At 71.1% G+C, this 25,414-nt stretch carries 17 protein-coding genes and 2 riboswitches; of the genes, 12 read left to right on the top strand and 5 right to left on the bottom strand.

What is annotated here, in order from left to right; all coding sequences use genetic code 11:
• Positions 1-13 precede the first annotated feature (13 nt).
• Positions 14-101: riboswitch (ZMP/ZTP riboswitch) on the top strand.
• A gap of 58 nt (positions 102-159) precedes the next feature.
• The 3 genes from purH to Q343_RS0103880 all read left to right on the top strand — a co-directional run bounded on the left by purH (position 160) and on the right by Q343_RS0103880 (position 4,400).
• Positions 160-1,794, top strand: a complete 1,635-nt coding sequence (gene purH, locus Q343_RS0103870; RefSeq protein WP_029252274.1) for a bifunctional phosphoribosylaminoimidazolecarboxamide formyltransferase/IMP cyclohydrolase — start codon at positions 160-162, stop codon at positions 1,792-1,794.
• Positions 1,795-1,923: 129 nt separating this feature from the next.
• On the top strand, positions 1,924-2,823 hold the full coding sequence (locus Q343_RS0103875; protein WP_029252275.1) for an ABC transporter ATP-binding protein: 900 nt from the start codon (positions 1,924-1,926) through the stop codon (positions 2,821-2,823).
• On the top strand, positions 2,820-4,400 hold the full coding sequence (locus tag Q343_RS0103880; protein ID WP_029252276.1) for an ABC transporter permease: 1,581 nt from the start codon (positions 2,820-2,822) through the stop codon (positions 4,398-4,400). The genes Q343_RS0103875 and Q343_RS0103880 overlap by 4 nt, the downstream gene beginning before the upstream one ends.
• 61 nt (positions 4,401-4,461) lie before the next feature.
• Here Q343_RS0103880 and Q343_RS0103885 read toward each other — a convergent pair whose 3' ends face one another.
• On the bottom strand, positions 4,462-5,745 hold the full coding sequence (locus tag Q343_RS0103885; protein WP_248616727.1) for an NAD(P)/FAD-dependent oxidoreductase: 1,284 nt from the start codon (positions 5,743-5,745) through the stop codon (positions 4,462-4,464).
• A gap of 50 nt (positions 5,746-5,795) precedes the next feature.
• Here Q343_RS0103885 and Q343_RS0103890 point away from each other — a divergent pair, with 50 nt between their 5' ends.
• The gene (locus tag Q343_RS0103890; RefSeq protein ID WP_155990619.1) at positions 5,796-6,074 is read left to right on the top strand and encodes a DUF3017 domain-containing protein; all 279 of its coding nucleotides are present in this window, start codon (positions 5,796-5,798) and stop codon (positions 6,072-6,074) included.
• Positions 6,075-6,149: 75 nt separating this feature from the next.
• Here the strand turns inward: Q343_RS0103890 and Q343_RS0103895 are convergent, their stop codons facing one another.
• Complete coding sequence (locus tag Q343_RS0103895; RefSeq protein WP_081829651.1) at positions 6,150-7,136, bottom strand: MIP/aquaporin family protein; 987 nt, start codon at positions 7,134-7,136, stop codon at positions 6,150-6,152.
• 236 nt (positions 7,137-7,372) lie between these two features.
• On the opposite strand from Q343_RS0103895, the gene Q343_RS0103900 reads away from it, so the two are divergent.
• Complete coding sequence (locus Q343_RS0103900; protein WP_029252280.1) at positions 7,373-8,377, top strand: malate dehydrogenase; 1,005 nt, start codon at positions 7,373-7,375, stop codon at positions 8,375-8,377.
• Between the two features lie 192 nt (positions 8,378-8,569).
• Positions 8,570-14,548: a pullulanase-type alpha-1,6-glucosidase gene (gene pulA, locus Q343_RS0103905; RefSeq protein WP_081829592.1), complete on the top strand. Its 5,979-nt coding sequence runs from the start codon at positions 8,570-8,572 to the stop codon at positions 14,546-14,548.
• Between the two features lie 57 nt (positions 14,549-14,605).
• Here pulA and purU read toward each other — a convergent pair whose 3' ends face one another.
• Positions 14,606-15,547 (bottom strand): formyltetrahydrofolate deformylase, encoded by a 942-nt coding sequence (gene purU / locus Q343_RS0103910; RefSeq protein WP_081829593.1) that lies wholly within the window; start codon positions 15,545-15,547, stop codon positions 14,606-14,608.
• A 26-nt stretch (positions 15,548-15,573) separates the two neighbouring features.
• Here purU and Q343_RS0103915 point away from each other — a divergent pair, with 26 nt between their 5' ends.
• Positions 15,574-16,080: a GNAT family N-acetyltransferase gene (locus tag Q343_RS0103915; RefSeq protein ID WP_029252283.1), complete on the top strand. Its 507-nt coding sequence runs from the start codon at positions 15,574-15,576 to the stop codon at positions 16,078-16,080.
• 107 nt (positions 16,081-16,187) lie between these two features.
• The gene (locus tag Q343_RS13810; RefSeq protein WP_155990620.1) at positions 16,188-17,522 is read left to right on the top strand and encodes a DMT family transporter; all 1,335 of its coding nucleotides are present in this window, start codon (positions 16,188-16,190) and stop codon (positions 17,520-17,522) included.
• 49 nt (positions 17,523-17,571) lie between these two features.
• Here Q343_RS13810 and Q343_RS0103925 read toward each other — a convergent pair whose 3' ends face one another.
• Both Q343_RS0103925 and Q343_RS0103930 read right to left on the bottom strand, forming a co-directional pair.
• On the bottom strand, positions 17,572-18,342 hold the full coding sequence (locus Q343_RS0103925; RefSeq protein ID WP_029252284.1) for an ATP-binding cassette domain-containing protein: 771 nt from the start codon (positions 18,340-18,342) through the stop codon (positions 17,572-17,574).
• Between the two features lie 6 nt (positions 18,343-18,348).
• Positions 18,349-19,569 carry an ROK family transcriptional regulator gene (locus Q343_RS0103930; RefSeq protein WP_052366834.1) on the bottom strand — a complete coding sequence of 407 codons (1,221 nt, stop codon included), beginning with the start codon at positions 19,567-19,569 and terminating at the stop codon, positions 18,349-18,351.
• 233 nt (positions 19,570-19,802) lie between these two features.
• Between Q343_RS0103930 and chvE the strand changes: the two genes are divergently transcribed.
• From chvE to glyA, 4 genes are all read left to right on the top strand, one after another.
• Positions 19,803-20,930 carry a multiple monosaccharide ABC transporter substrate-binding protein gene (gene chvE, locus Q343_RS0103935; RefSeq protein ID WP_029252286.1) on the top strand — a complete coding sequence of 376 codons (1,128 nt, stop codon included), beginning with the start codon at positions 19,803-19,805 and terminating at the stop codon, positions 20,928-20,930.
• 73 nt (positions 20,931-21,003) lie between these two features.
• On the top strand, positions 21,004-22,551 hold the full coding sequence (gene mmsA / locus Q343_RS0103940; protein ID WP_029252287.1) for a multiple monosaccharide ABC transporter ATP-binding protein: 1,548 nt from the start codon (positions 21,004-21,006) through the stop codon (positions 22,549-22,551).
• Positions 22,548-23,720, top strand: coding sequence for a multiple monosaccharide ABC transporter permease (gene mmsB, locus Q343_RS0103945; RefSeq protein ID WP_029252288.1), 1,173 nt, complete (start codon positions 22,548-22,550; stop codon positions 23,718-23,720). The genes mmsA and mmsB overlap by 4 nt, the downstream gene beginning before the upstream one ends.
• An 82-nt stretch (positions 23,721-23,802) precedes the next feature.
• Positions 23,803-23,923: riboswitch (ZMP/ZTP riboswitch) on the top strand.
• Between the two features lie 99 nt (positions 23,924-24,022).
• Complete coding sequence (gene glyA / locus Q343_RS0103950; protein ID WP_029252289.1) at positions 24,023-25,309, top strand: serine hydroxymethyltransferase; 1,287 nt, start codon at positions 24,023-24,025, stop codon at positions 25,307-25,309.
• Positions 25,310-25,414 lie beyond the last annotated feature (105 nt).

Here is a 25,414-nt window from a genome sequence, read left to right on the forward strand (position 1 = left end):
CGCCGGGTAGACTGCTGCCGACCGCGACTGGCGAAGGTGGGATCGACCACCGGGGAGCGGTCGATCGACCTGCTGGTGCGTCGTCCGCCTGGGCGCCAAGGTCCGACATGTCGACGTGACCGTCGACAGACCCGACCGCGACCCAGAGGAGCCCCTCCCATGTCCGCCACGCCCAGCCTCCCGACCGAGCAGATCGCCGACGACGCCCGGCGTCCGGTCCGGCGCGCACTGCTCTCCGTCTACGACAAGACCGGGCTGCCCGAGCTCGCCGCCGCCCTGCACGCCGCGGGCGTCGAGCTGGTCTCGACCGGGTCGACCGCCGGCCGTATCGCCGACGCCGGCGTCCCCGTCACCCGGGTCGAGGACCTCACGGGATTCCCCGAGTGCCTGGAGGGTCGCGTCAAGACCCTGCACCCGCGTGTGCACGCAGGGATCCTCGCGGACTCGCGCAAGCCCGACCACCTCGCCCAGCTCGCCGAGCTCGACATCGAGCCCTTCGACCTCGTCGTCGTGAACCTGTACCCGTTCACCGCGACGGTCGCCAGCGGCGCCGGCCCGGACGAGTGCGTCGAGCAGATCGACATCGGGGGCCCTTCGATGGTGCGTGCCGCCGCCAAGAACCACCCGAGCGTCGCGATCGTCGTGGACCCGGCCCGGTACGACGACGTCGCCCGTGCCGCCACGGCCGGGGGCTTCACCTACGCCGAGCGCAAGGCGCTCGCGGCCCAGGCCTTCGTCCACACGGCGGAGTACGACGTCGCGGTCGCGTCCTGGATGGGACGCGTCGTCGCACCCGAGGCCGCCACCGACGAGCCCGCGCCCGCCGCCGAGACTCCCGCGTGGCTCGGTGCCACCTGGGAGCGGGCCGACGTCCTGCGCTACGGGGAGAACCCCCACCAGCAGGCCGCGCTCTACCGCGCGACCGACGGCTCGACCGGGCTCGCGCAGGCCACCCAGCTGCACGGCAAGGCGATGAGCTACAACAACTACGTCGACGCCGACGCCGCATGGCGCGCCGCGTACGACCACGAGGGCCCGGCCGTCGCGATCATCAAGCACGCGAACCCGTGCGGCATCGCGGTCGGCGCTGACGTCGCGCAGGCCCACGCTCGCGCGCACGCCTGCGACCCGGTCTCTGCGTTCGGCGGGGTCATCGCCGCGAACGACGTGGTGACCCGGGCCGCGGCGGAGCAGATCGCCGGGGTCTTCACCGAGGTCGTCGTCGCCCCCGGCTTCGAGCCCGAGGCGATCGAGATCCTCACGGCGAAGAAGAACATCCGCCTGCTCGTGGTGGAGGGCCGGCCCGACGCCGCCGTCGAGACGCGTCCGGTCAGCGGAGGCCTGCTGGTGCAGACCGTCGACCGCGTCGACGCCGCGGGGGACGACCCGCAGACGTGGACGCTCGCCGCCGGCCCGGCGGCCGACGCCGAGACGCTCGCCGACCTGCAGTTCGCCTGGCGCGCCGTGCGGGCCGCGAAGTCGAACGCGATCCTCCTCGCGGCCGACGGGGCATCGGTCGGTGTCGGGATGGGCCAGGTCAACCGGGTCGACTCCTGCCGACTTGCCGTGGAGCGCGCCAACGCCCTGGCCGACGGCGTCGAGCGTGCCCGGGGTGCGGTCGCGTCGTCGGACGCCTTCTTCCCGTTCGCCGACGGGCTCCAGGTGCTGCTCGACGCGGGCGTGAGGGCCGTCGTCCAGCCGGGAGGGTCCGTCCGTGACGCCGAGGTGGTCGAGGCCGCCGAGGCGGCGGGCGTCTCGCTCTACCTCACCGGGACGCGGCACTTCGCGCACTGACGCGGGTCCACGACGCCACGGGACGGCGCACGGTCCACCGTGCCGTGCGCCGTCCCGTGTGCGGTGCGGCCGTCCTCGCTAGGGTGAGGCCGACCCGGCGGACGGCCCGTCGGGCGGACGGAGGACGACGTGGCGGACGCACCGGTCATCGACATCCAGGGGCTGGTGAAGACCTTCGGGTCCTTCCGTGCGCTCGACGGGCTGGACCTGTGTCTCGAACCCGGTGAGGTGCGGGGCTTCCTCGGGCCGAACGGGGCCGGCAAGTCCACGACGATCCGGATCCTCCTCGGTCTCATGCGCGCGACCGGCGGGACGGCGAGGCTCTTCGGGCAGGACCCGTGGGCGGACGCCGTCGCGCTGCACCGCCGGCTCGCCTACGTCCCCGGGGACGTCGTCGTGTGGCCGAGCCTGACCGGTGGGCAGTGCATCGACGTGCTCGGGGCGTCGGGTCCCGCGGTCGACACAGCGCGACGCGACGAGCTGATCGAGCGGTTCGACCTCGACCCGACCAAGAAGTCGCGCGACTACTCCAAGGGCAACCGGCAGAAGGTCGCCCTCGTCGCGGCCTTCGCCGCCGAGGCCGACCTTCTCGTGCTCGACGAGCCCACCTCGGGCCTCGACCCCCTGATGGAGGAGGTCTTCCGCGAGTGCGTCGCCGAACGGGCCGCGCAGGGGACGAGCGTCCTGCTCTCCAGCCACATCCTCAGCGAGGTCGAGGCGCTGTGCTCGACCGTGTCGATCATCCGCAAGGGTGCGACCGTCCGCGCCGGCACCGTGACCGAGCTCAGGACCCTGGCCCGGACGACGGTCCACGCCGTCACCCGGTCCGCGGTCCCCGACCTCCCCGGCGCGGCCGACCGGCGCGGCGAGACGGTCGACGCCGGGCACGAGATCGAGTTCACGGTCGACCCCGCACACCTCGACGACGTGATGGCCCCGGTCGTCGCCGCAGGACTCGTCTCGCTGACCGTGCGGCCCCCGAGCCTCGACGAGCTGTTCCTCAGCGAGTACAGCGAGGCGGACGCGTGAGCGGTCGGCGCGGCGGCCTGGGCACGGTCCTCGCCCTTCAGCTCCGGACGAGCTGGTTGCGGCTCGTCCTGTGGATCGTCGGGATCGTGGGCGTCTATGCCGCGACCCTCGGCGCGATCGACGGCCTCTACCCGACGGCCGAGGCCCTCGAGACCTACGGTGCGACGCTCGACGGCGACCCGACGATCGCCGCGATCAACGGCATCCCCTACGGCGCCACGAACCTCGGGGGAGTCACCGCCAACGAGTTCGGCTTCATCGCGGCGATCGCCCTGCCGCTGATGGCACTGTCGCTCGTCGTGGGACAGACCCGCGCGCAGGAGGAGTCCGGACTGCTCGAGCTGTTGCGCTCGCGCGGGATCGGCGCGCGAGCACCGTGGGTCGCCGCGTTCCTCGTCGCGACGGCGGCGTTCGTCGTCGTAGGGCTCGGGATCGTCGCGACGGCGCTCGCGGGTGGCGTCGACGCCGGGGCCGTCGGTCTGTACGCCCTGTCCCTGACCGCTCTCGGCATGGTCTTCGCGGCCCTCGCGACCTTCGTCGGACAGTTCGTCCGGCGCGGTGCGCGCGTCACGTCGGTGGGCGTGGCGTTCCTCGGGATCGCCTTCGTCGCCCGCGGCGTCGGCAACGTCGACGAGAACGCCTGGAAGTGGCTCTCGCCGCTCGCGTGGCAGCAGGAGACCCGCCCCTTCGACACCGACCCGCGCTGGTGGCCGCTGCTGCTGGCGCTCGGGGTCGCCGCGGCGCTCGCGACGGCCGGCCTCGTCCTGGTCGGCAACCGCGACCTCGGCGCCGCGTTCTTCGGTGGGCGCCCTGGCCCGGCCCGCGCGTCCCGCTGGGGGCGCTCGTCCCTCGGGCTGGCGGTCCGCGCGCACCTGCCCGCTGCGGTCGCGTGGGCGGTCGGGGCCTTCGGGGTCGGCGCGGTCTTCGGGACCTTCGGCGACGACGTCACGGAGATGGTCGCGGCGAACCCGGAGCTCGGCGCGTTCCTGGGCGAGGGCGAGGCCGCGGACCAGTACTCGACGATGCTCCTGCTGCTCGTCGCGCTGATGTCGTTGGGACTCGCCGGGCAGGGCGTCGGGCAGATCCGGGCCGAGGAGACGACCGGACGGATCGAACCCGTCCTCGCCCGGTCCGTGTCACGGGTCGGCTGGTTGGCGACCCGCGGCGCGGTCGTCGCCGCCGGAGCCGCGGCGACGATGCTCGCCGGCGGGGTCGGAGTCTCGCTGACGGGGACGGTCGACGGCGGTGCGACGGCGGGCGACCTGCTCGCCGCGGCCGGGGCCTACGTCCCGGCCGTGCTCGTGCTCGTGGGCCTCGGGGTGTGCGTCGTCGGGGTGGCGCCGCGCCTGACCTGGTTCGTCTGGCTCGGGCTCGCCTACGTCGTGGTCGTCGATCTGCTCGGTGACACGCTCGACCTGCCCGACTGGGCGCGCGCACTGTCCCCGGTCCACGCCGTCGGACGCGTCCCGAGCGACCCGGTGTCGGGGTGGGCCGAGACCTGGCTCGCCGCGATCGCCGTCGTGCTCTTCGTGGCGGGCCTTGTCGGCTTCCGTCGACGGGACGTCCCGCGGACGTAGCACCACGACGCCGATTCTGACCTCCTGGCGGCGTACGGCGCGGGGATGCGGGCGCGCAGCGTCAGCGTGCCACGGCGTCGCGCCATCGCACGGAAGGGTCCGTCGCCCGGGACACGACGACGTCGGGCGTGGCGGCCGCGCCGAGGATCTTGCGCACGCCGCTGATCTCCCGGGGCACGTCGGCGAGCACGACGGCGCGCAGGGCGTGCACAGGGTTTCCCTCGTCGTCGGTGCGTCCGTCGTCGGTCGGGTCGAGGTACAGAGCCGCCCACCCGTGCTCGCCCTCGCGGAAGACCACGTCGTCGTGGGCGTCGGGCTCGCCGAACACCGCGACGTCGTGGCCGAGCTGCCGGGAGAAGACGTACGGGGCGGCCGTCGCGGGCACCTCCTGGCCCAGCAGCGCGGCGGCCGTGCGATCCGGATCCAGGAGCGCGGCCGACCAGTGTCCGCCCGCGACGTCGCCGCGGACGTCGTCGCGCCGCGTCGCGCAGTCGCCGACGGCCCAGACACGTCCGGCCCCCGGGCCCCGGAACCGGGCACGTCCGACGTCGTCGGTCGCGATCGCGCCGCGGTCGTCGACCGGGACGGTGCCGACCAGCCAGCCGGTCGCGGGGCGTGCCCCGACCGCAGCCAGCACGGTGTCGGCGTCGAGGACCCGCCCGTCGACCAGATGGACGGCGCGCTCCGAGACGGCGTCGACCCCGACCCCCGTGAGGAGGGTGACCCCGGCCTCCTCGTACCACGGCACGGTGCGGCGGCCGACGTCGCCGAGCTGGCGCGACAGCGGCGTCTCGGCAGCCTCGACGACCGTCACCTGCACGCCCGCGCCGGCCGCGACCCCGGCGACCTCGGCACCGATCCACCCGGCGCCGACGACGACGAGCCGATGACCTGGCGTGAGCCGTTCTCGCAGCGCTGCCGCGTCGTCGGCGGTGTGGAGGAGCGAGGCGGACTCCCAGTGGGAGGGCCTGAGCGGGCGCGAGCCGACCGCGAGCACGACGGCGTCGGCCGCCACGGACCTGCCCGCCGAGGTGGACACGCGCACGTCGTCGTCCGAGAGCGTCAGCGCCTCGACCGTCTCGCCGAGGTGGACCGTCGCCCCGCCGTGGACGTCCACCCCGAGCTCGTCCTGCAACCACGCGGGCTCGGGCCGCGACAGGAGCTCCTTCGAGAGCGGCGGTCGGTCGTACGGCTCGACCTCCTCGGCGCCGATCAGGGTGATCTCGCCCGTGAAGCCGCGGCCGCGCAGCGCTGCGACGGTCTGTGCGCCGGCAAGCCCGGCGCCGACGACGAGCAGCGAGTCGAGCCGGTGCGGGGGCAGGGTCTCGGGGGCTGAGGGGCTCACGGCACCGACCGTACCCCCGTGCGCAGGGGCCGAGGGGCTAGTCTCATCCTGTGCACAGCAGTCCTGGTCATGCCCCCCGCAGTGCGACCCCCACGGCGATGTGGGTGATGGTCGCGGGCGTCGTCGTCGCAACGCTGGTGGCGGTCGTCGTCGACGGTCGTCTCGGAGTGTTCGTCCTGGCCGCGACCGCCGGCCTCGGCGCGGTGATCCGGGCGCGCTACGCCGAGCCGGTCGGCATCATGATCCGTGGGCGGACCTTCGACATCGCGACGTACTCCCTGTTCGCCGTGGTCCTCGCCGTGTTCGGCGTGATCGCACCGGGCGTGTAGCGGCAGGCTCCCGGACCGACGACGAAGGCCCTCCCCGGGACGATCCGGAGAGGGCCTTCGTGCGGTGCAGGAGAGTCAGGCCTGGGGCTTGCCCTCGGTGCCCTTCTCGTCCGGCGTCCAGTCGGGGGCGTCGCTCTCGGCGACCGTGACGTCGGCACCGTCGGCACGGGCACCCTCGGAGGTGACGGTCTCGAACTCGACCTGGTCCTCACGCAGCAGGTCGTCCTGGACGACCGGCACGGCGGTGAAGGCGCGGTAGAAGAGCGCGGCGATCGCACCACCGGCGAGCGGAGCGACGATGAAGACCCAGAGCTGGGTCCAGGCCCAGTCGCCGGCGAAGACGGCCGCGGCGAACGAGCGTGCCGGGTTGACCGAGGCGTTGGTGACCGGCGCGGCGATGAGGATCATCACGGCGAGGGTGAAGCCGATGGCCATCGGGGCGAAGCTCGCGGAGTCGCTCCGGCGGGTGACCGCGAGGATCACGCCGACGAGGATCGCCGTGACGACGATCTCGATCAGGAGAGCGGCGAGGAGCTCGAAGGAGAAGGCGCCCTGCGTGGCGCTCGCGAGCGGAGAGTGCACGCCGTAGCCGTTGGCGACTCCCTGGAAGAGTGCAGCCTTGCTCTCCTCGGCGATCACACCGCCCTGCTGGAGGATGGCGAGCCCGGAGCTCGGGATCGTCGCGAAGAGCACGAGGGTGGCGAGAGTGCCGCCGACGAGTTGCGCGGCCCAGTACGGCAGGAGGTCGGCCCAGCTCGTGCGGCCGGCGATCGCGGCGCCGAACGTCACGGCCGGGTTGAAGTGGCCGCCGGAGATGTGACCCACGGCGGCGATGCCCGCGACGAGCGCGAGCCCGCCGGCGAGGGCGACCGACAGCGTCAGGCCCGCGTTGGTGAAGCGGGCGTACAGTGCCACGCCGCAGATCGCGAGAACGAGGAGGAAGGTGCCGAAGGCCTCGGCGCCGAGCCGCGCCAGGAGGCTGGGGGACTCGACGGTGGCCGTCGTGTCCTCGACGACGACCTCCTCACGTGGCGCCTCGGGGGCGGTGCTCTGCGCAGACATCGTGCTCCTGTTCTGATGGTTCGTGCGGCGGACCGCCGGCCGCTCGAGGTCGAGAGCCGACGACGTCGTGCCGACGCGTGTCGATCCGGTGCTGGCGGACAGTGTGGCGGGGGAATCTGTGAAGATTCTGGGGATCTCCCGCGGGACCATTCTGACACCATGACGCGACCGGCGTCGTCCGGCGGGTCGTGCGCGATGCGATGTCGGGAATGCGTGCCCTGTGTCAGAGTGGATTCATGACCACACGGACGCCAGGGAAGTCTCCAGTCACAGTGACCGTCACGGGTGCTGCGGGCCAGATCGGCTACGCGCTCCTCTTCCGCATCGCTTCGGGGCAGATGCTCGGAGCCGACACACCGGTGCGCCTCAACCTCCTGGAGATCCCGCAGGGTGTGGCCGCCGCCGAGGGCACCGCGATGGAGCTCGACGACTGCGCGTTCCCGCTGCTCACGGGGATCGACGTCTACGACGACGCGCGCGCCGCCTTCGACGGTGCCAACGTCGCGCTCCTGGTCGGTGCACGACCGCGCGGGCCGGGGATGGAGCGGGCCGACCTGCTCGAGGCGAACGGTGGGATCTTCAAGCCGCAGGGCGAGGCCATTAACGCCGGTGCGGCGGACGACGTCCGGGTGCTCGTGGTGGGCAACCCCGCCAACACCAACGCGCTGATCGCGGCGTCGAACGCGCCCGACGTCCCGAAGAGCCGGTTCACGGCGATGACGCGGCTGGACCACAACCGGGCGCTCGCGCAGGTGGCGCGGCGTGCCGGCGTCTCCGTCGCGGACGTGCGCCGCGTCTCGATCTGGGGCAACCACTCGGCGAGCCAGTACCCGGACGTCTTCCACGCCGACGTCGCAGGCCGTCCCGGTGCGGAGCTCGCCGAGGACCGGGCGTGGCTTCTCGACGAGTTCGTCCCGACCGTCGCCAAGCGTGGTGCCGCCATCATCGACGCCCGAGGTTCGTCCTCGGCGGCGTCGGCGGCGAACGCGGCGGTCGACCACGTCCACGACTGGGTGCTCGGCACCCCAGACGGGGACTGGACGAGTGCCGGGATCTGGTCGGACGGGTCCTACGGGGCGCCCGAGGGGATCATGGCCTCGTTCCCGGTCATCTCCGACGGTCAGGAGTGGAGCGTCGTCCAGGGTCTCGAGATCGACGACGTGTCGCGGGAACGGATCGACGCCTCGATGGCCGAGCTCGCCGACGAGCGTGAGGCGGTGCGGGCCCTCGGCCTGATCTGACCGTACACAGACGCATGACGACGGCGCGGCCCCGACCGGGGGTCGCGCCGTCTTTTTGTGACACACATCTCTGCAAACGCTTGCAGCAACGTTGCTGCAAGCCATACAGTCGTGGAGTCCCGAGCACTGTCGCCGGGACGACGTCCGCGACCGCCGGGCGTCGGCGAACGACACGGAGACGAAGGGGTCCCCATGACGATCGAGCACGCCCGACCACCAGCAGTGCGCCGCGGACTGGCCGGCGCCCTCGCGCTCGCGCTCTGCGCGACGACCGCGACCACGGCGTTGACGGCCGCCCCCACGGCCAGCGCCGTCTCGACCCCCGGCGGCGTGGCGCTCGTCGGCGACCTGCAGGACGAGATCGGCTGTGCCGCAGACTGGGCGCCGGACTGTGCCGAGTCCGAGCTGGCGCCGGCGGGCGACGGCACGTGGAGTGCCGACTTCACCCTCCCTGCGGGCACGTACGAGTACAAGGTCGCGCTCGACGACGCCTGGGACGTCGCCTTCGGGCTCGACGGCGGCGCCGACAACGTTCCGCTCGTCCTCGGCGGCGAGTCGACCCTCCGGTTCACGTTCGACGAGTCCACGGAGCGAATCGCCGTCTCGCCCGTCGACCTGACCGGGGGATACGACGCCGCGACCGACGCGGACGTCGTCCACCCGCCCGTGCGGCAGCCCGGGTCCGACGAGCGGTTCTACTTCGTCATGACCGACCGGTTCGCGAACGGCGACCCCACCAACGACACCGCAGGGCTCGGTGACGACCGCCTCGTCTCCGGGTTCGACCCCACCGACAAGGGGTTCTACCAGGGTGGGGACATCGCCGGGATCCGGCAGAACCTCGACTACGTCGAGGGCCTCGGGACCACCGCGATCTGGCTCACGCCGTCGTTCAAGAACGAACCCGTCCAGGGGACCGGCGCCGACGCCTCGGCCGGGTACCACGGCTACTGGATCACCGACTTCACGCGTATCGACCCGCACCTGGGCACGAACGAGGAGCTCGAGGCGCTGATCGCCGACGCGCACGACCGCGGGATCAAGGTCTACTTCGACATCATCACCAACCACACCTCGGACGCGATCTCCTACGCCGAGGACGAGTACTCCTACGTCGACCAGGCGACGTCGCCGTACCGGACGGCGGACGGGACGCCCTTCGACCCGGCGGACTACGCCGGGACGGACGAGTTCCCGGAGCTGGACCCCGCGACGTCGTTCCCCTACACGCCGCAGATCGCTCCCGAGAAGCAGGACCTCAAGGTTCCGGCCTGGCTCAACGACCCGACGCTGTACCACAACCGCGGTGACTCGACGTGGTCCGGCGAGTCCGTGACGTACGGCGACTTCGTCGGTCTCGACGACCTCATGACCGAGCACCCGACCGTCGTCGACGGCTTCGTCGAGGTCTACCAGGACTGGGTCGACCTCGGCATCGACGGCTTCCGCATCGACACCGTCAAGCACGTCAACCCCGAGTTCTGGGAGGCCTGGAGCGCCGAGGTCATGGACTACGCGCGCGCGGCGGGCAAGGACGACTTCTTCATGTTCGGCGAGGTCTACGACGCCGACGCGGCGAAGACCTCGCCCTACGTCCGGGACACCGAGATGAGCTCGGTCCTCGACTTCTCCTTCCAGGCGGCCGCCACGAGTTACGCCGGCGGCAACGACGCGCGGGGACTCCAGCGTCTCTACGCCAGCGACGACATGTACACCACGGACGAGACGTCGGCCGCAGCCCTGCCCACCTTCCTCGGGAACCACGACATGGGCAGGGTCGGCCACATGCTCGCCGGGACGGACGACCCGCTGGCGCGCGACGAGCTTGCCCACGACCTGATGTACCTCACGCGCGGCCAGCCCGTCGTCTACTACGGCGACGAGCAGGGCTTCGCCGGGACCGGCGGCGACAAGGACGCACGGCAGAGCCTCTTCGCCACCCAGGTCGAGGAGTACGCGGACCAGGCGCTCGTGACCGGCGAGACCCTCGGTTCCCAGGACCGGTTCGACACCGACTCGCCGCTGTACGAGCACGTCGCCTCGCTCGCCGCGCTGCGTGACGCGCACCCCGCGCTCGCGACGGGCGCGCAGATCGAGCGGTTCGTCGGCTCGGACGACAACGACGGCGCGGGCGTCTACGCGTTCAGCCGTGTCGACCGGGAGGAGAAGGTCGAGTACCTCGTGGCACTGAACAACGGGTCGCGGGCCCGGACGGTGGCGGTGCCCACCCTGACCCCGGGCGCGTCCTTCGAGGTCCTCCGCGGCGACGTCGAGGCTCTCGAGTCCGACGATGACGGACTCGTCGACGTGACGGTGCCGCCCACGAGTGCGGTCGTCCTCCGTGCGGACCGCACCGTCGGTGCGGACTCCTCCGGCGAGATCACGCTCCAGGTTCCTGACGCCGGCGCCGGCGTCAGCGGGCTCGCCCCGGTCTCGGCAACCGTGGACGCCGCAGCATGGTCCGAGACGTCGTTCGCCTGGCGCACCGTCGGGTCGGACGACTGGACCGTGCTCGGAACCGCCGAGGACACCACGCCCCGGGTGTTCCACGACGTCGACGGCCTCGCCCCGGGCACGCTCGTCGAGTACCGCGCGGTGACCGTCGACGCGGACGGAGACCGTGCCGCCGCGTCGACCTACGCCAGCGTCGGCAACGCCGTCGACGGCGACGCGGGCGACGGGGACGGAGGCTCCGGCGAGGAGATCTCGACGGTCACCGTCCCCGGCAGCCACAACGACGAGATGGGGTGCGTCGGCGACTGGACCCCGGACTGCGGAGCCGCCGAGCTCACGCTGCGTCCCGACGGCGTCTGGGCCGGGACGTTCGACCTGCCGGCGGGGACCTACGAGTACAAGGTCGCCGTCGACGGGTCGTGGGCGATCAACTACGGCGCCGACGGCACGCTCGACGGGCCGAACGCCGAGTACACCACCGAGGGCGGACCCGTCACGTTCTACTGGGACCCTGTCTCCCACGAGTTCTCGAGCACGGCCCAGGGGCCGATCGTGACCCTGCCTGGATCGCTGCAGGACGAGCTCGGCTGCGCGGGCGACTGGTCCCCGGACTGCCTGGCGACGTGGATGCGCGACACCGACGGAGACGGCGTGTACACGTACTCGACGTCGTCGCTGCCCTCCGGGGCGTACGAGGCCAAGGTCGCCCACGGACTGTCCTGGGCCGAGAACTACGGGGTCGGGGGAGCGCCCGACGGCGCCAACTACTCGTTCTCCGCGACCGAGGGCGAGTCGACCCTGTTCAGCTACGACGTCGCGAGCCACGAGCTGAGCATCGAGACGCAGACCCCGGTGCTCGCCGGACTCGGAGAGGAGCGTGCGCACTGGCTCGACGCGGACCTGCTCGCCTGGCCCCGTGACCTGCTCGGCGACTCCGACACGGAGGACCTGACGTGGACACTGCACCACGCCCCCGACGGCGGGATCCGCGTCGAGGACGGCGTCGTCGTCGAACCTGACGGCGCGGGGAGCCTGAACCTCGCCGTCGACCCCGACGGGATCCCTGCGGAGGTGGCGGAGACGTTCCCGGCGCTCACCGACGCCGTCGCGCTGAGGCTGCGGGACGAGAACGGCGACGCCCCGGCGCGGACCGCCGTGGAGTCCGTCCTCCGGGGGCAGGTCCAGGTGGCTCAGCACCACGGCGACGAGCTCACGGCGTTCACCGGCGTGCAGCTCCCTGGTGTGCTCGACGCGCTCTACGCCGACGCGGCGGGAGACCAGGACCTCGGTGTGGAGTTTGCTCCGAACGGGAAGTGGGCCTCGTTCCGGCTCTGGGCACCGACCGCCCGGTCCGTCACGCTGCTCGTGTGGCCCGGCGGGTCCGACGGCGCCGGTGACGCGCGCCGCGTCGAGGCGGTCCGGTCGGGCGACGGCACGTGGGTCGTCGACGGCAAGGCCGTGGACAAGAAGTTCCGATGGAGCGGGGCGCAGTACCTCTACGAGGTCGAGGTGTACGTGCCGGGCACGGGTGCGGTGGAGACGAACGTCGTCACCGACCCGTACTCGGTGGGCCTCACGCTCAACTCGGAACGGTCGGTCGCCGTGGACCTGACGGCCTCGTCGCTGGCGCCGAAGGCCTGGCGCACGACGGCTGCACCGGTGGTCGAGCGCCCGGTCGACCGCAGCATCTACGAGCTGCACGTGCGCGACTTCTCGATCGACGACGAGACCGTGCCGGCCGACCGCCGGGGTACGTACCTCGCCTTCGCCGAGTCGGGCTCGGACGGGATGACGCACCTGCGTGAGCTCGCCGACGCGGGGATGAACACCGTCCACCTGCTGCCGACGTTCGACATCGCGACGATCGAGGAGGACCGCTCGGCCCAGGCCGACCCGGGGGACCTGAGCGGGTTTGCCCCGGACTCCGCGGAGCAGCAGGCGGCGGTGGCAGCCGTCCAAGGGGAAGACGGGTTCAACTGGGGCTACGACCCGTACCACTTCTCGACGCCGGAGGGGTCGTACGCGACCGAGCCCGACGGTGGGGCGCGGGTCGCCGAGTTCCGCACGATGGTCGGCGCGCTGCACGGTGCCGGCTACCAGGTGGTGCTCGACCAGGTCTTCAACCACACGGCGGCGAGCGGCCAGGACGCGAAGAGCGTCCTCGACAAGGTCGTTCCCGGGTACTACCACCGTCTGGACGGGGAGGGAGACGTCGAGACGAGCACCTGCTGCCAGAACCTCGCGACCGAGCACCGCATGACCGAGAAGCTCATGGTCGACTCCGTCGTGACCTGGGCCCGGGACTACCGCGTCGACGGTTTCCGGTTCGACCTCATGGGACACCACTCCGTGGAGAACATGCAGGCCGTCCGCGACGCGCTCGACGCACTGACGCTGCGCAAGGACGGTGTCGACGGGTCGGCCGTGTACCTGTACGGCGAGGGGTGGAACTTCGGGGAGGTCGCCGACGACGCGCTGTTCACCCAGGCCCGTCAGGGCAACCTGGGAGGCACCGGGATCGGGACGTTCTCCGACCGGCTCCGCGACGCCGTCCACGGAGGCTCGCCCGTCGACGGCGCGTCGACGTTCACGCAGGGATTCGGCACAGGGCTCGGCACGGACCCGAACGGCCGGCCGGCACGGGCGGGTGACTCCTCGACCGTCAACGACGGCTCGGCGGACGAGCTCGCCGACCTCGCGCACCAGACCGACCTCGTGCGGCTCGGCCTGGCGGGGAACCTCGCCGACTTCACGTTCACGACGTCGGCGGGGACCGAGCAGCGTGGCGACGAGATCGACTACCGCGGATCCCCGGCCGGGTACGCGGAGCAGCCCGGCGAGGTCGTGACCTACGTCGACGCCCACGACAACGAGACCCTGTTCGACCTGCTGGCCCTCAAGCTTCCGCAGGAGACGTCGATGGACGACCGGGTGCGGATGAACACGCTCTCGCTGGCGACGACGGCCCTCGCACAGACCCCGTCGTTCTGGCATGCCGGGACGGATCTGCTGCGCTCGAAGTCCCTCGACCGCAACAGCTACGACTCGGGGGACTGGTTCAACGCGATCGACTGGACCGGCACGGACAACGGGTTCGGCCGGGGCCTGCCGCTCGCGGCCGACAACGAGGAGAAGTGGCCGGTCATGGCACCGCTGCTCGCCGACGAGACGCTGGCACCGACCGCCGACGAAATCGGCTCGGCGACCGCCCAGGCGCAGGACCTGCTGCGTCTGCGGTACTCGAGCGACCTGTTCCGCCTCGGCAGCGCCGAGAGGATCGAGCAGAAGGTGACGTTCCCGGGATCCGGGCCCGACGCGCCCGCCGGAACGCTCGTGATGAGCGTGGACGACACCGTCGGCGAGGACGTCGATCCCGCCCTCGACCGGCTGCTCGTCGCGTTCAACGCCTCACCGGACGAGGTGACGATCCCGCTCGCCGACCTGGCCGGGCGCGAGTACAGCCTCTCGGAGATCCAGGCCGACGGGAGCGACCCGGTCGTGCGCGGGACGACCTGGGACGAGGACGCCGGGACCGTGACCGTGCCGGCGCGCACGGTCGCGGTGCTCGTCGACGAGCAGTCGACCTCCGGCGGGGCCGGTGGCGGGTGGTGGCACCACCTCAACGAGCGGCTCTGCACCTGGCTGCCCTGGTTGCCGTGGTGCGACGGCGGCTGGAGCTGGGGCGCGAGCCTGGGCTCACGCGACCTCCTCGGCTGAGCGTCGGTCGGAGGGCTCCCGGGGCGGCGTCCCCGGGAGCCCTCCGGCGCGGAATCGCTACCGGAAGACGACCGTGCGTGAGCCGTCGAGCAGCACCCGGTGCTCGGCGTGCCAGCGCACGGCACGGGCCAGGGTGCGGCGCTCGACGTCCTCGCCCAGCGCGACGAGGTCCTTCTCGGCGTGCGAGTGGTCGACGCGCTCGACGTCCTGCTCGATGATCGGCCCCTCGTCGAGGTCGCCGGTGACGTAGTGCGACGTCGCGCCGATCAGCTTCACGCCGCGGGCGTGCGCCTGCGCGTACGGGCGGGCGCCCTTGAAGCTCGGCAGGAACGAGTGGTGGATGTTGATCACCTGTCCGGCCAGGTCGCGGCAGAGCTCGTCGGACAGGATCTGCATGTACCGCGCGAGGACGACGAGCTCGACGTCGAGCTCGTCGACGATCTGGCGCAGGCGTGCCTCGGCGTCGACCTTCGTCTCCCGGGTGACCGGCACGTGGTGGAACGGCTTGCCGTAGAACTGCGCGATCTCGGCCAGGTCGGGGTGGTTCCCGACGACGCCGACGACGTCGACGGGCAGCGCCTGGTGGCGCTCGCGGTACAGCAGGTCGGTGAGGCAGTGGGGAGCCTTGGAGACCATCAGCAGGGTGCGCACGCGGCGTCCGACGACGTCGAGGTGCCACGTCATGTCGAAGGCGGCGGCCACCGGCGCCAGCGCGTCCTCGAGGGTCGCGCGGTCTGACCGCGAGACCACCTGGACCCGCATGAAGAAGAGTCCCGTGTCGGGGTCCCCGAACTGCTGGGACTCGGTGATGTTCCCGCCGTGCTCGGCGAGCGTCCCGGTGACGCCGTGGACGATCCCGGGCCGGTCGGGGCACGAGAGGGTCAGGACCCAGTGCGTCGGCAGGGCGTCGGTGTTCAGCGGCAGCGCGGTCGGGGAGGAGCTCACCGGCCCAGCGTAGCCGGGGACGGGCGTCCGCTCCGTGGCGGGTCGCGGGCACATCGCGACGAATCTGGGACGATGGGTCCATGACGGACGACCTGACGATCGACCTGGTTCCCGACGAGAGCGCGGGGGAGCTCCTGACCCTGCGTCGCGCGGCCTTCGTCACGGAAGCGCAGATCCACGACGACCCGAACATCCCGCCGTTGACGCAGACGTTGCACGAGCTGCGCGACGACCTCAAGGAGGAGAACGTCGTCACGATCGGGGCCTGGGACGGGCACCGGCTCGTCGGCTCCGTCCGCATCGAGTTCGAGGGGACCAAGGCGACGCTCGGGCGACTGGCGGTGGCGCCGGACCAGCAGGGACGCGGCATCGGCACGCAGCTGATGTTCGCCGTCCTGCCGTACCTGCCGGAGGAGACCACGGAGGTCTGGGTCTTCACGGGCAAGGACTCGGCGCAGAACCTCGCGATGTACCAGCAGCAGGGGTACGAGGAGCAGTTCGACAAGACCGCGGGTGACCTGACCTACACCTACCTGCGTCGAATCCTCGGCGAGGTCGACGCGCGCAACGACGCAGAGGCTCGCTAACAGTTCTTCTCCGGCCGTCGGCCGGGTCACAGTTTCATGTCGACCATTGACTTTCCGGTTGTCCAAATGCTGGTATATGCCCGGATCGTCAATATTCGGAGGCAGCAGTGACCCAGCACGACACGTCCGCGCAACCGGCGGGTACCGCACGACCCGCAAAATACCGCGGACGGCACCTGCCCATGGTGGCGGTCGTCATCGCGGCGTTCATCGCCACCGCCCTGGCCTACAGCGGCATGGTCCTCTTCGGGCTCGAGGTCGCGGGCATGGCCCCGATGGAGGCCTACGCGCTGGCCGGCTTCCTCGAGGTCAGCCTCGTCGCCGTCGCCCTGATGGCTCGCAACGCCGCTCTCGAGGCACGCCCGTACGGAGTCCTGCTCACGCTCACCTGGGTCCTGTCGGGAACCTCGGGCCTCTTCGCCGCCCTGCACGAGGTCGCTGTCCCCAGCGCGACGACGCCGTACATGGTCGTCTTCCGGTTCATCCCCCCGCTCGTCGCCGCGCTGATGTGGCACCTCGCGCTCGTCGGTGAACGGCATCTGGTCACGGGGGACACCCTGGACGAGCGTCGGCGCGAGCGCCGGGTCCACGCCTACGTGACCGCTCTCGAGAAGTGGCGCGACGCGCGGCTCGACAGCACGGGCGACCGCAAGAGCACCCGCAAGGTCCGGACGGCGCACCAGGCGCAGCGCTCGGCACGCGACGGCGCGCTCAAGCTGCTCACCGTCGAGGACTTCGAGCGACGCATGCAGGTGTGGGTCCAGCGCCTCGAGGCCGCCGAGCGGCACGGGAGTCGCCTCGACCTGATCGGGGCCAGCTCGGTCAAGCGCGGCATGACGCCCGGCGTCGCGGAGGTCGCCCGCCCCCAGGCGCAGCCGGAGCCGGAGCTGACCCGCCCCACAGCCACCCACGAGGAGCCTGAGACGCGGGCGGAGCGTGACGCCGTCGAGGACTCCACCGAGACGACGTCGACCGAGCGCTATGCCGACGTGTCGATCACGGCGCTGCTGGCCGACGCAAAGGCGGACGAGCGCTCGGAGCGGGCGACGGACCCCGTGCAGCACGCTGCGCCCGCGCCCACGCCCGTGACGCCGGACGAGTCGACGGCTCCCGTGCCCTACGACGAGCGACTGCCCGAGACGGGACACACCCGTCGCGTCGAGATCTTCGACCTCGTGAACCGGCCCGAGTGGGCACGGCGTGCCGCAGGGTCCGCGGAGGGCTCGACGGCAGGTACCGCCACGCCCGACGAGTCGTCCGCCGACGTGTCGACCCTGTCCGCGCGGGACCAGCGGATCCTGGCGCTCGCGGGTGACGGTGTCGCGCACAAGGACATCGCCCGGGAGGTGGACGCGTCGCGCTCGACCGTGAGCCGCGTCGTGCGACGCCACGGGGCTCAGTCGAGCACCACGGACGAGGCACGCGAGTTCGCACGCGTCTGACCCGCTGATCGACGGCGCCGGGTGCTGAACGCAGCACCCGGCGCCGTCGTCATGCCGTGCGTCGTGCCCGGTGGTCGGGCGGGACGAGCGGTGAGGCACCGGTGACGGCGGCGATGATCTCCTCGTAGCTGGCGTCCGCGCCGACGAACGAGCCGTTGTTGCGCCCGTGCCGGAGCACCTCGATCCGGTCGGCCACGGCGTGGACGTCGGTCATGTTGTGGCTGATTAGCACGACGGCGTGGCCGAGGTCGCGCAAGCTCTGGATGTGCGTGAGCACCTCCGCCGTCTGCGACACGGAGAGGGACGCGGTCGGCTCGTCGAGGATGACGACGCGCGGGGATCCGAGCAGGGTGCGCGCGATGGCGACGGACTGGCGCTGGCCCGCGGACAGGCCTGCCACCGGTGTGCGTACCGACGGGATCCGGGACGTGAGCGAGTGCAGGATGCTGCGCGCCTCCTCCTCCATCCCTTCCTCGTCGAGCCGGCGACCGATCCGACGTTCCTGCCCGAGGTAGAGGTTCGAGACGACGTCGAGGTTCTCGCACAGCGCGAGGTCCTGGAAGACGGTGGCGATACCGAGGGCTCGCGCGGCCGACGGCGAGGAGATCGTGACGGGTGCGCCGTCCATCTCGATGAGCCCCGCGTCGGGGGAGAGAACCCCGGCGATCACCTTGGCCAGCGTGGACTTTCCCGCCGCGTTGTCCCCGACGAGGGCGACGACCTCCCGCGGGTACAGGTCGAGGTCGACCTCGGAGAGCGCCTGGACGTGGCCGAACCGCTTGTCGATCCCGCGGAGCGCGAGCGTGGGGGAAGGTCGCACCTCAGGTCACCTCTCTTCCGGGTCGAGCGTCGTCGCTCGGGGTGATGATGTCAGTTCCGGTGATGTCTCGACGTCGACGCCGCGCAGCGCGACGGCGAGTGCCCCCATGATCTCCGCCCGGTCGCCGAGTGCCGCGGGCACGACCTCGACGGGGGAGATGGCGTTGGGGACGACGTGGCGCAGGACGGCGTCGCGGAGCGGGGCGAGGAACGTCTCCCCGGTCTCGGCGAGCTCGCCGCCCACGACCACCCGTTGGGGGTTGACGGTGCTCGCGAGCGACGCGACGACGCTCCCGACCTTCTCGCCCGCGTCCGCGATCACGCGGCGGCACCCGGGGTCGCCCTCCTCGGCGCGGGTGATCACGTCGCGCAGGGTGAGGGGTCCGTGGCTGGCGCGGAGCATCTCGAGCAGCGCCGCGCTGCCGACGACCGTGTCGAGGCAGCCGCGGTTGCCGCAGCGGCAGATCGCTCCGGCCGCGTCGACCTGGACGTGCCCGATCTCGCCTGCCGTGCCGGCGAATCCCCGGTGCAGGCGGCCGTTGATCATGATCCCCGCGCCGACACCGTACGAGGCTCGAACGAAGATGGAGTCCTGCACGTCGGCCGCGGCGCCGAAGTCGTGCTCGGCGATCGCACCCAGGTTCGCGTCGTTGTCGACGTGGACGGGGCGTGCGAGGCGCTTGCTGAGGACCTGGCCGACGTGGAGGTCGTCCCAGCCGCGCAGCAGTCCGCGCACCGCGATCATCCCGGTCGCCTCGTCCACCGGTGCGGGGAGGGCGAGCCCGACACCCAGGAGCTCCTCGAGACCCGAGCCGAGCCGCTCCAGGTGGTCCACGACGAGCAGGGCGGCGCGGTCGAGGCTGGTGTCGACGCGGTGGTCCGGGGGCAGCGGCATGGACTGCGTCGCGACGATCTCGCGGGTGAGGTCTCCGAGGGCGACGGTGAGGTGGCGGTGACCGAACTGGACGCCGGCGACGAGCCCGAGCCGCCGGGCCAGGGTGACCTTGAGAGCCCGGCGACCGGAGCGTGAGGTGGTCTGCGTGTCCACGACACCGGCGGCGGCGAGCTCCTTGACGATGGTCGAGACCGTCGCCGTCGACAGGCCCGTCGCCCCGGCGAGCTCGATCTGGGTGAGGCCCCCGAACTGCTTGACCGCGTTCACGATGCGGGTCCGGTTCGCCTCCCTCAGCGAGGTCTGCGAACCGGGCGTGGGCCGGTCGGTGAGCACTCCCCGAGACTACAGGGGCGAATCGGAGACTCAGAGGATCGGTACACGCGTCTTGGATTAGAGAGTCGAACACAGAATGGTAACGAAGTAGATTCTGGGCTTGACCCTCGAACGAAGCCACACCTAGGTTTCTCGACATGCCCCAGCGGTGCGGCTGCTCGAAGGAGCGTCGCTCGAGGGCGTGTTGCGCACGATCGGTGCGCATCCCTGGTTCGACGACGAGAGGGAAGACGATGACGTCTCTTCGCAAGACAGCCGCCGTGATCGCCGGCGCCACACTCCTGTTCGGGTCTCTGACCGCCTGCAGCTCCGAGCGCGCGAGCGACTCCGCCGATGCCGGTGAGAGCGCTTCCGCCGAGGACACGCTGGTCGGTATCGCGATGCCCACCAAGAGCCTCCAGCGCTGGAACAACGACGGTGCCCACCTGGAGGAGCTCCTCCAGGAGACCGGCTACGAGACCTCGCTGCAGTACGCCGACAACAAGGTCGACCAGCAGATCACGCAGATCCAGAACATGATCAACGACGGCGCGGACGTGCTCGTCGTCGCCTCGATCGACGGCACGGCGCTCGGTCCGGTCCTCCAGGACGCCGCCGACCAGGAGATCCCGGTCATCGCCTACGACCGTCTGATCAACGACACGGAGAACGTGGACTACTACGCCACGTTCGACAACGAGCTCGTGGGCACGCTCCAGGGCGAGTTCATCGTCGACCAGCTGGGCCTCGCGGACGGCGAAGGCCCGTACAACCTCGAGCCGTTCGCCGGGTCGCCCGACGACAACAACGCCAAGTTCTTCTTCAAGGGCGCGTGGGACGTGCTGACCGAGTACGTCGACAACGGGCAACTCGTCGTGCCGTCCGGCAAGGCGCCGGCCACGGTCGACGAGTGGACCACCATCGGCATCCAGGGCTGGGAGTCCGCCAAGGCGCAGTCCGAGATGGAGAACCGACTCAACTCGTTCTACACGGACAAGAAGGTCGACGTCGTCCTCTCGCCGAACGACTCGCTCGCGCTCGGCATCGAGCAGGCGCTCGACGGTGCCGGCTACTCCGCCGACGGCGACTGGCCGCTCGTGACCGGTCAGGACGCCGACGAGGCGAACGTGAAGAACATGCTCGCGGGCATGCAGGCGATGACGGTCTGGAAGGACACCCGCACCCTCGGTGACCAGGTCGCCACGATGGTCGAGGAGATCGTCAGCGGCGAGGAGGTCGAGGTCAACGACACCGAGACCTACGACAACGGAGTGAAGGTCGTCCCGTCCTACCTGCTGCCGCCGCAGGTCGTCGTCCCCGACGAGGTCGAGTCCGCACTGGTGGACTCCGGCTTCTACACGGCAGACCAGCTCGGTCTCTGATCCGTACAGTCCGCCGCGCCCGGGAGCGATCCCGGGCGCGGCGTGGCACCCCAGCACGAGTGAGGAGTCACGGATGACCGGCGAGAGCCACCTCGAGATGCGGTCGATCACGAAGGAGTTCCCTGGCGTCAAGGCGCTGCAGGACGTCACGCTGCAGGTGCGCCGCGGTGAGGTGCACGCGATCTGCGGCGAGAACGGCGCGGGCAAGTCGACCCTGATGAAGGTCCTGTCCGGCGTCTACCCCCACGGGACGTACGACGGTGAGATCCTGCTGGGCGGGGCGCCGTGCGAGTTCCGGGGAATCAAGGAGAGCGAGGCGCGCGGGGTGGTCATCATCCACCAGGAGCTCGCACTCGTCCCCTACCTCTCCCTCGCCGAGAACATCTTCCTCGGCAACGAGAAGTCGCGGGCCGGCGTCGTCGACTGGAACCGCACGTCGCGTGACGCCAAGGAGCTCCTCGAGCGGGTCGGGCTGCACGACGACCCGGCGACGCAGGCCGCGGACCTGGGCGTCGGCAAGCAGCAGCTCGTCGAGATCGCCAAGGCGCTCTCCAAGGACGTCGAGCTGTTGATCCTCGACGAGCCGACGGCAGCGCTCAACGACGAGGACAGCGCGCACCTGCTCGGACTGATCGACCAGTTCCGCGCCGCAGGCATCACCTGCATCATCATCAGCCACAAGCTCAACGAGATCGCGGCCGTCGCGGACTCGGTCACGATCATCCGGGACGGGCAGACCATCGAGACGCTCGACCTGCACGGCGACGAGCCGGTCTCGGAGGACCGGATCATCCGCGGCATGGTCGGGCGCGAGCTCGACAGCAGGTTCCCGACGCACGAGCCGACCATTGGCGAGGAGGTGCTGCGGATCGAGGACTGGACCGTGCACCACCCGGTCAACCCCGAGCGCGTCGTGGTCGACCACGCCAACCTGCACGTGCGTGCCGGCGAGATCGTCGGGCTCGCGGGGCTGATGGGTGCCGGCCGGACCGAGCTCGCGATGAGCGTGTTCGGCCAGAGCTACGGCACGGGCATCAGCGGCAGCGTGTACAAGAACGGGTCCAAGATCCGTACGCGGAACGTCGCCGAGGCGATCTCGCACGGGATCGCCTACGCCACCGAGGACCGCAAGCGCTACGGTCTCAACCTGATCCAGACCATCCGTGAGAACGTCTCCGCCTCGGCGCTGGGCAAGCTTTCGCGGTGGGGCGTCGTCGAGACCGAGCAGGAGGTCGTCGTCGCGGAGAAGTACCGGCACGACTTCCGGATCAAGGCCCCGAGCGTCGAGTCCGTCGTCGGCAAGCTCTCCGGGGGAAACCAGCAGAAGGTCGTCCTGAGCAAGTGGGTCTACTCCGACCCGGACGTGCTGATCCTCGACGAGCCCACCCGCGGGATCGACGTCGGCGCCAAGTTCGAGATCTACGGGATCATCAACGCACTCGCCGACGCGGGCAAGGCCGTCATCGTGATCTCCTCCGAGCTCCCCGAGCTGATCGGGGTCTGCGACCGCATCTACGCCATGAACGAAGGTCGGATCACGGGCGAGGTCGCCCGTGCCGACGCCACCCAGGAGAACCTCATGCACTACATGACCATGGACAAGGGAGAGGTCGTCCGATGACCGCCGTCAGCGAGTACCTCGGCCGCAACGTCCGCCAGTACGGGATCGTCGGCGCGCTGATCGTCATCGTGCTGCTCTTCCAGGTGCTGACGGACGGGCGCCTGCTCTACCCCAACAACATCGCCAGCCTGATCCAGCAGAACGCCTACGTGATGATCCTGGCGATCGGCATGGTGATGGTGATCGTCGCCGGTCACATCGACCTCTCGGTCGGGTCGGTCGTCGCGTTCGTCGGCGGCCTGTGCGCGATCATGCTCACCGACTGGGAGCTGCCGTGGATCCTCGCGGTCGTCCTCTCTCTCGGCATCGGTGCCCTGGTCGGGATGTGGCAGGGGTTCTGGATCGCCTACGTCGGCATTCCTGCCTTCATCGTGACCCTCGCGGGCATGCTGATCTTCCGCGGGCTCGCGATCGTCCTGGTCGGGACCACCGTGGCGGGACTGCCCAGCAGCTTCAACGCGATCAGCAACGGGTCGCTGCCCAACTGGCTGGGCTTCATCGGTGACGCCGACGTGGTCACGCTCTGCATCGGTGCCGTCGGCATCGTCGCGTTCGCGGTCACCCAGTGGCGGTCCCGGGCCGCCGCACGCAGGCACGAGCTGGCGGTAGAGCCGATGTCGGCCTTCGTGATCAAGCTCGTCGTCGCCTCGGTGCTCATCGCCGTCGTCACCTACTGGCTGTCGCTGTCCGCCGGCGGTACGCCGATCGTCCTGCTCATCGTCGGGGCGCTGATCATCGGGTACACGTTCGTCCTGAACCGCACCGTCTTCGGCCGGCACATCTACGCCGTCGGCGGCAACCGCCACGCCGCGGTGCTCTCCGGGGTCAACTCGCGTCGCGTCGACTTCGGGATCTTCGTCAACATGGGCGTCCTGGCGGCCGTCGCGGCCATCGTCACCACGTCGCGCGCCGGCGCCGGCGTGGCGTCGGCCGGGGTGAACTACGAGCTCGACGCGATCGCCGCCTGCTTCATCGGCGGCACCGCGGTCACCGGCGGCGTCGGGCGGATCTCCGGCGCCATGATCGGCGCGCTGATCATGGGCGTGCTCAACATGGGTCTGTCGATCATGGCGGTCGACGCAGCCTGGCAGCAGGCCATCAAGGGCCTCGTGCTGCTGCTCGCGGTCGCGTTCGACCTGGTCGGCAAGCGTCGCTCACGCCTCGCCTGAGCCACGACGTCGCGGCCTGGTCCGCCCGTGGGCCGTCCGGATACGATCCGGGCGGCCCACGCGCGTCCGTCGTCCGTTACGATGATCGCGTCGCGACTGGCGGTCCTGACGATGCTCCTCACCGAGCGCGCCGGGCGGGTGGAAACAACCACCGGGGAGCGGCGTGCAGTGCAGACTTCGGGTCGTTCGCCTGGGCCCCGGTCACCACCTGGACGGTGCGTGCCCGGCGTGGACCGGCGGGCCCGTGCGCTCCAGGACTGATCGACCAGACCGTGCCTGCTGACAACAGTCCAAGGAGAACGATGAGCGAGCAGCCTGACGTCATGAACCAGAACATCTCCGAGCTCGACCCGGAGATCGCGGCAGTCCTCGACGGGGAGCTGGCTCGCCAGCGCGACACCCTCGAGATGATCGCCTCCGAGAACTTCGTGCCCCGCGCGGTCCTGCAGGCCCAGGGATCCGTGCTGACCAACAAGTACGCCGAGGGCTACTCCGGTCGCCGCTACTACGGTGGCTGCGAGCAGGTCGACGTCGCGGAGAACCTCGCGATCGCCCGCGCCAAGGCGCTCTTCGGTGCCGAGCACGCCAACGTCCAGCCCCACTCGGGCGCCACCGCCAACGCCGCCGTCCTGCACGCGCTGATCAACAAGGGCGACAAGATCCTCGGGCTCGAGCTCGCGCACGGCGGCCACCTGACGCACGGGATGAAGATCAACTTCTCCGGCAAGCTCTACGACGTCGCGGCGTACGGGGTGGACCCGCAGACGCACCTCGTGGACATGGACAAGGTCCGCGAGACGGCGCTCGCCGAGCGCCCCGACGTCATCATCGGTGGCTGGTCCGCCTACCCGCGTCAGCTCGACTTCGCGGCCTTCCGCTCGATCGCCGACGAGGTCGGCGCCAAGCTCTGGGTCGACATGGCTCACTTCGCAGGCCTCGTCGCCGCCGGGCTGCACCCCTCCCCGGTGCCCTTCGCGGACGTCGTCTCCTCCACCGTGCACAAGACGATCGGCGGCCCCCGGTCGGGCTTCATCCTCTCCAAGGAGGAGTACGCCAAGAAGATCGACTCGGCCGTCTTCCCGGGGCAGCAGGGCGGGCCTCTGATGCACGTGATCGCCGCGAAGGCGGTCTCCTTCAAGGTGGCCTCCTCGGACGACTTCAAGGCTCGTCAGCAGCGCACGATCGACGGCGCCCGCATCATCGCGGAGCGCCTGACGGCCGCGGACGTGACCGAGCAGGGGGTCTCCGTCCTCACGGGCGGCACCGACGTGCACCTCGTCCTCGTGGACCTGCGCCACAGCGAGCTCGACGGCCAGCAGGCCGAGGATCTCCTGCACTCCGTCGGCATCACCGTGAACCGCAACGCCGTGCCGTTCGACCCCCGCCCGCCGCGCGTCACCTCGGGTCTGCGCATCGGGACGCCGGCTCTCGCCACCCGCGGCTTCGGCGACGCCGAGTTCTCCGAGGTCGCGGACATCATCGCGACGGCCCTCAAGGCCGGTGCGGCGGCCGACGTCGACGCGCTGCGTGCCCGCGTGGAGCGGCTCACCGAGCAGTTCCCGCTCTACCCGGGTCTGCAGCAGTACTGACCGGCAGCACGACCTCGTCGACCACGCGGTCGCGCACCCCAGCCCTGGCGCTGGCTCGCGCGACCCCGTGGTCGGCCACGGCCGGACGGCGCTCGACCGGCGTCG

Source organism: Paraoerskovia marina DSM 21750, from assembly GCF_000701465.1.
Classification (GTDB): domain Bacteria; phylum Actinomycetota; class Actinomycetes; order Actinomycetales; family Cellulomonadaceae; genus Paraoerskovia; species Paraoerskovia marina.

Excerpts from the sequence above, each read along its gene's own strand:
- purH (WP_029252274.1), top strand. The coding sequence starts at position 160 with ATGTCCGCCACGCCCAGCCTCCCGACCGAGCAGATCGCCGACGACGCC.
- Q343_RS0103895 (WP_081829651.1), bottom strand. The coding sequence starts at position 7,136 with ATGTCTGCGCAGAGCACCGCCCCCGAGGCGCCACGTGAGGAGGTCGTC.
- Q343_RS0103900 (WP_029252280.1), top strand. The coding sequence starts at position 7,373 with ATGACCACACGGACGCCAGGGAAGTCTCCAGTCACAGTGACCGTCACG.
- pulA (WP_081829592.1), top strand. The coding sequence starts at position 8,570 with ATGACGATCGAGCACGCCCGACCACCAGCAGTGCGCCGCGGACTGGCC.
- purU (WP_081829593.1), bottom strand. The coding sequence starts at position 15,547 with ATGTGCCCGCGACCCGCCACGGAGCGGACGCCCGTCCCCGGCTACGCT.
- Q343_RS0103915 (WP_029252283.1), top strand. The coding sequence starts at position 15,574 with ATGACGGACGACCTGACGATCGACCTGGTTCCCGACGAGAGCGCGGGG.
- chvE (WP_029252286.1), top strand. The coding sequence starts at position 19,803 with ATGACGTCTCTTCGCAAGACAGCCGCCGTGATCGCCGGCGCCACACTC.
- mmsA (WP_029252287.1), top strand. The coding sequence starts at position 21,004 with ATGACCGGCGAGAGCCACCTCGAGATGCGGTCGATCACGAAGGAGTTC.
- mmsB (WP_029252288.1), top strand. The coding sequence starts at position 22,548 with ATGACCGCCGTCAGCGAGTACCTCGGCCGCAACGTCCGCCAGTACGGG.
- glyA (WP_029252289.1), top strand. The coding sequence starts at position 24,023 with ATGAGCGAGCAGCCTGACGTCATGAACCAGAACATCTCCGAGCTCGAC.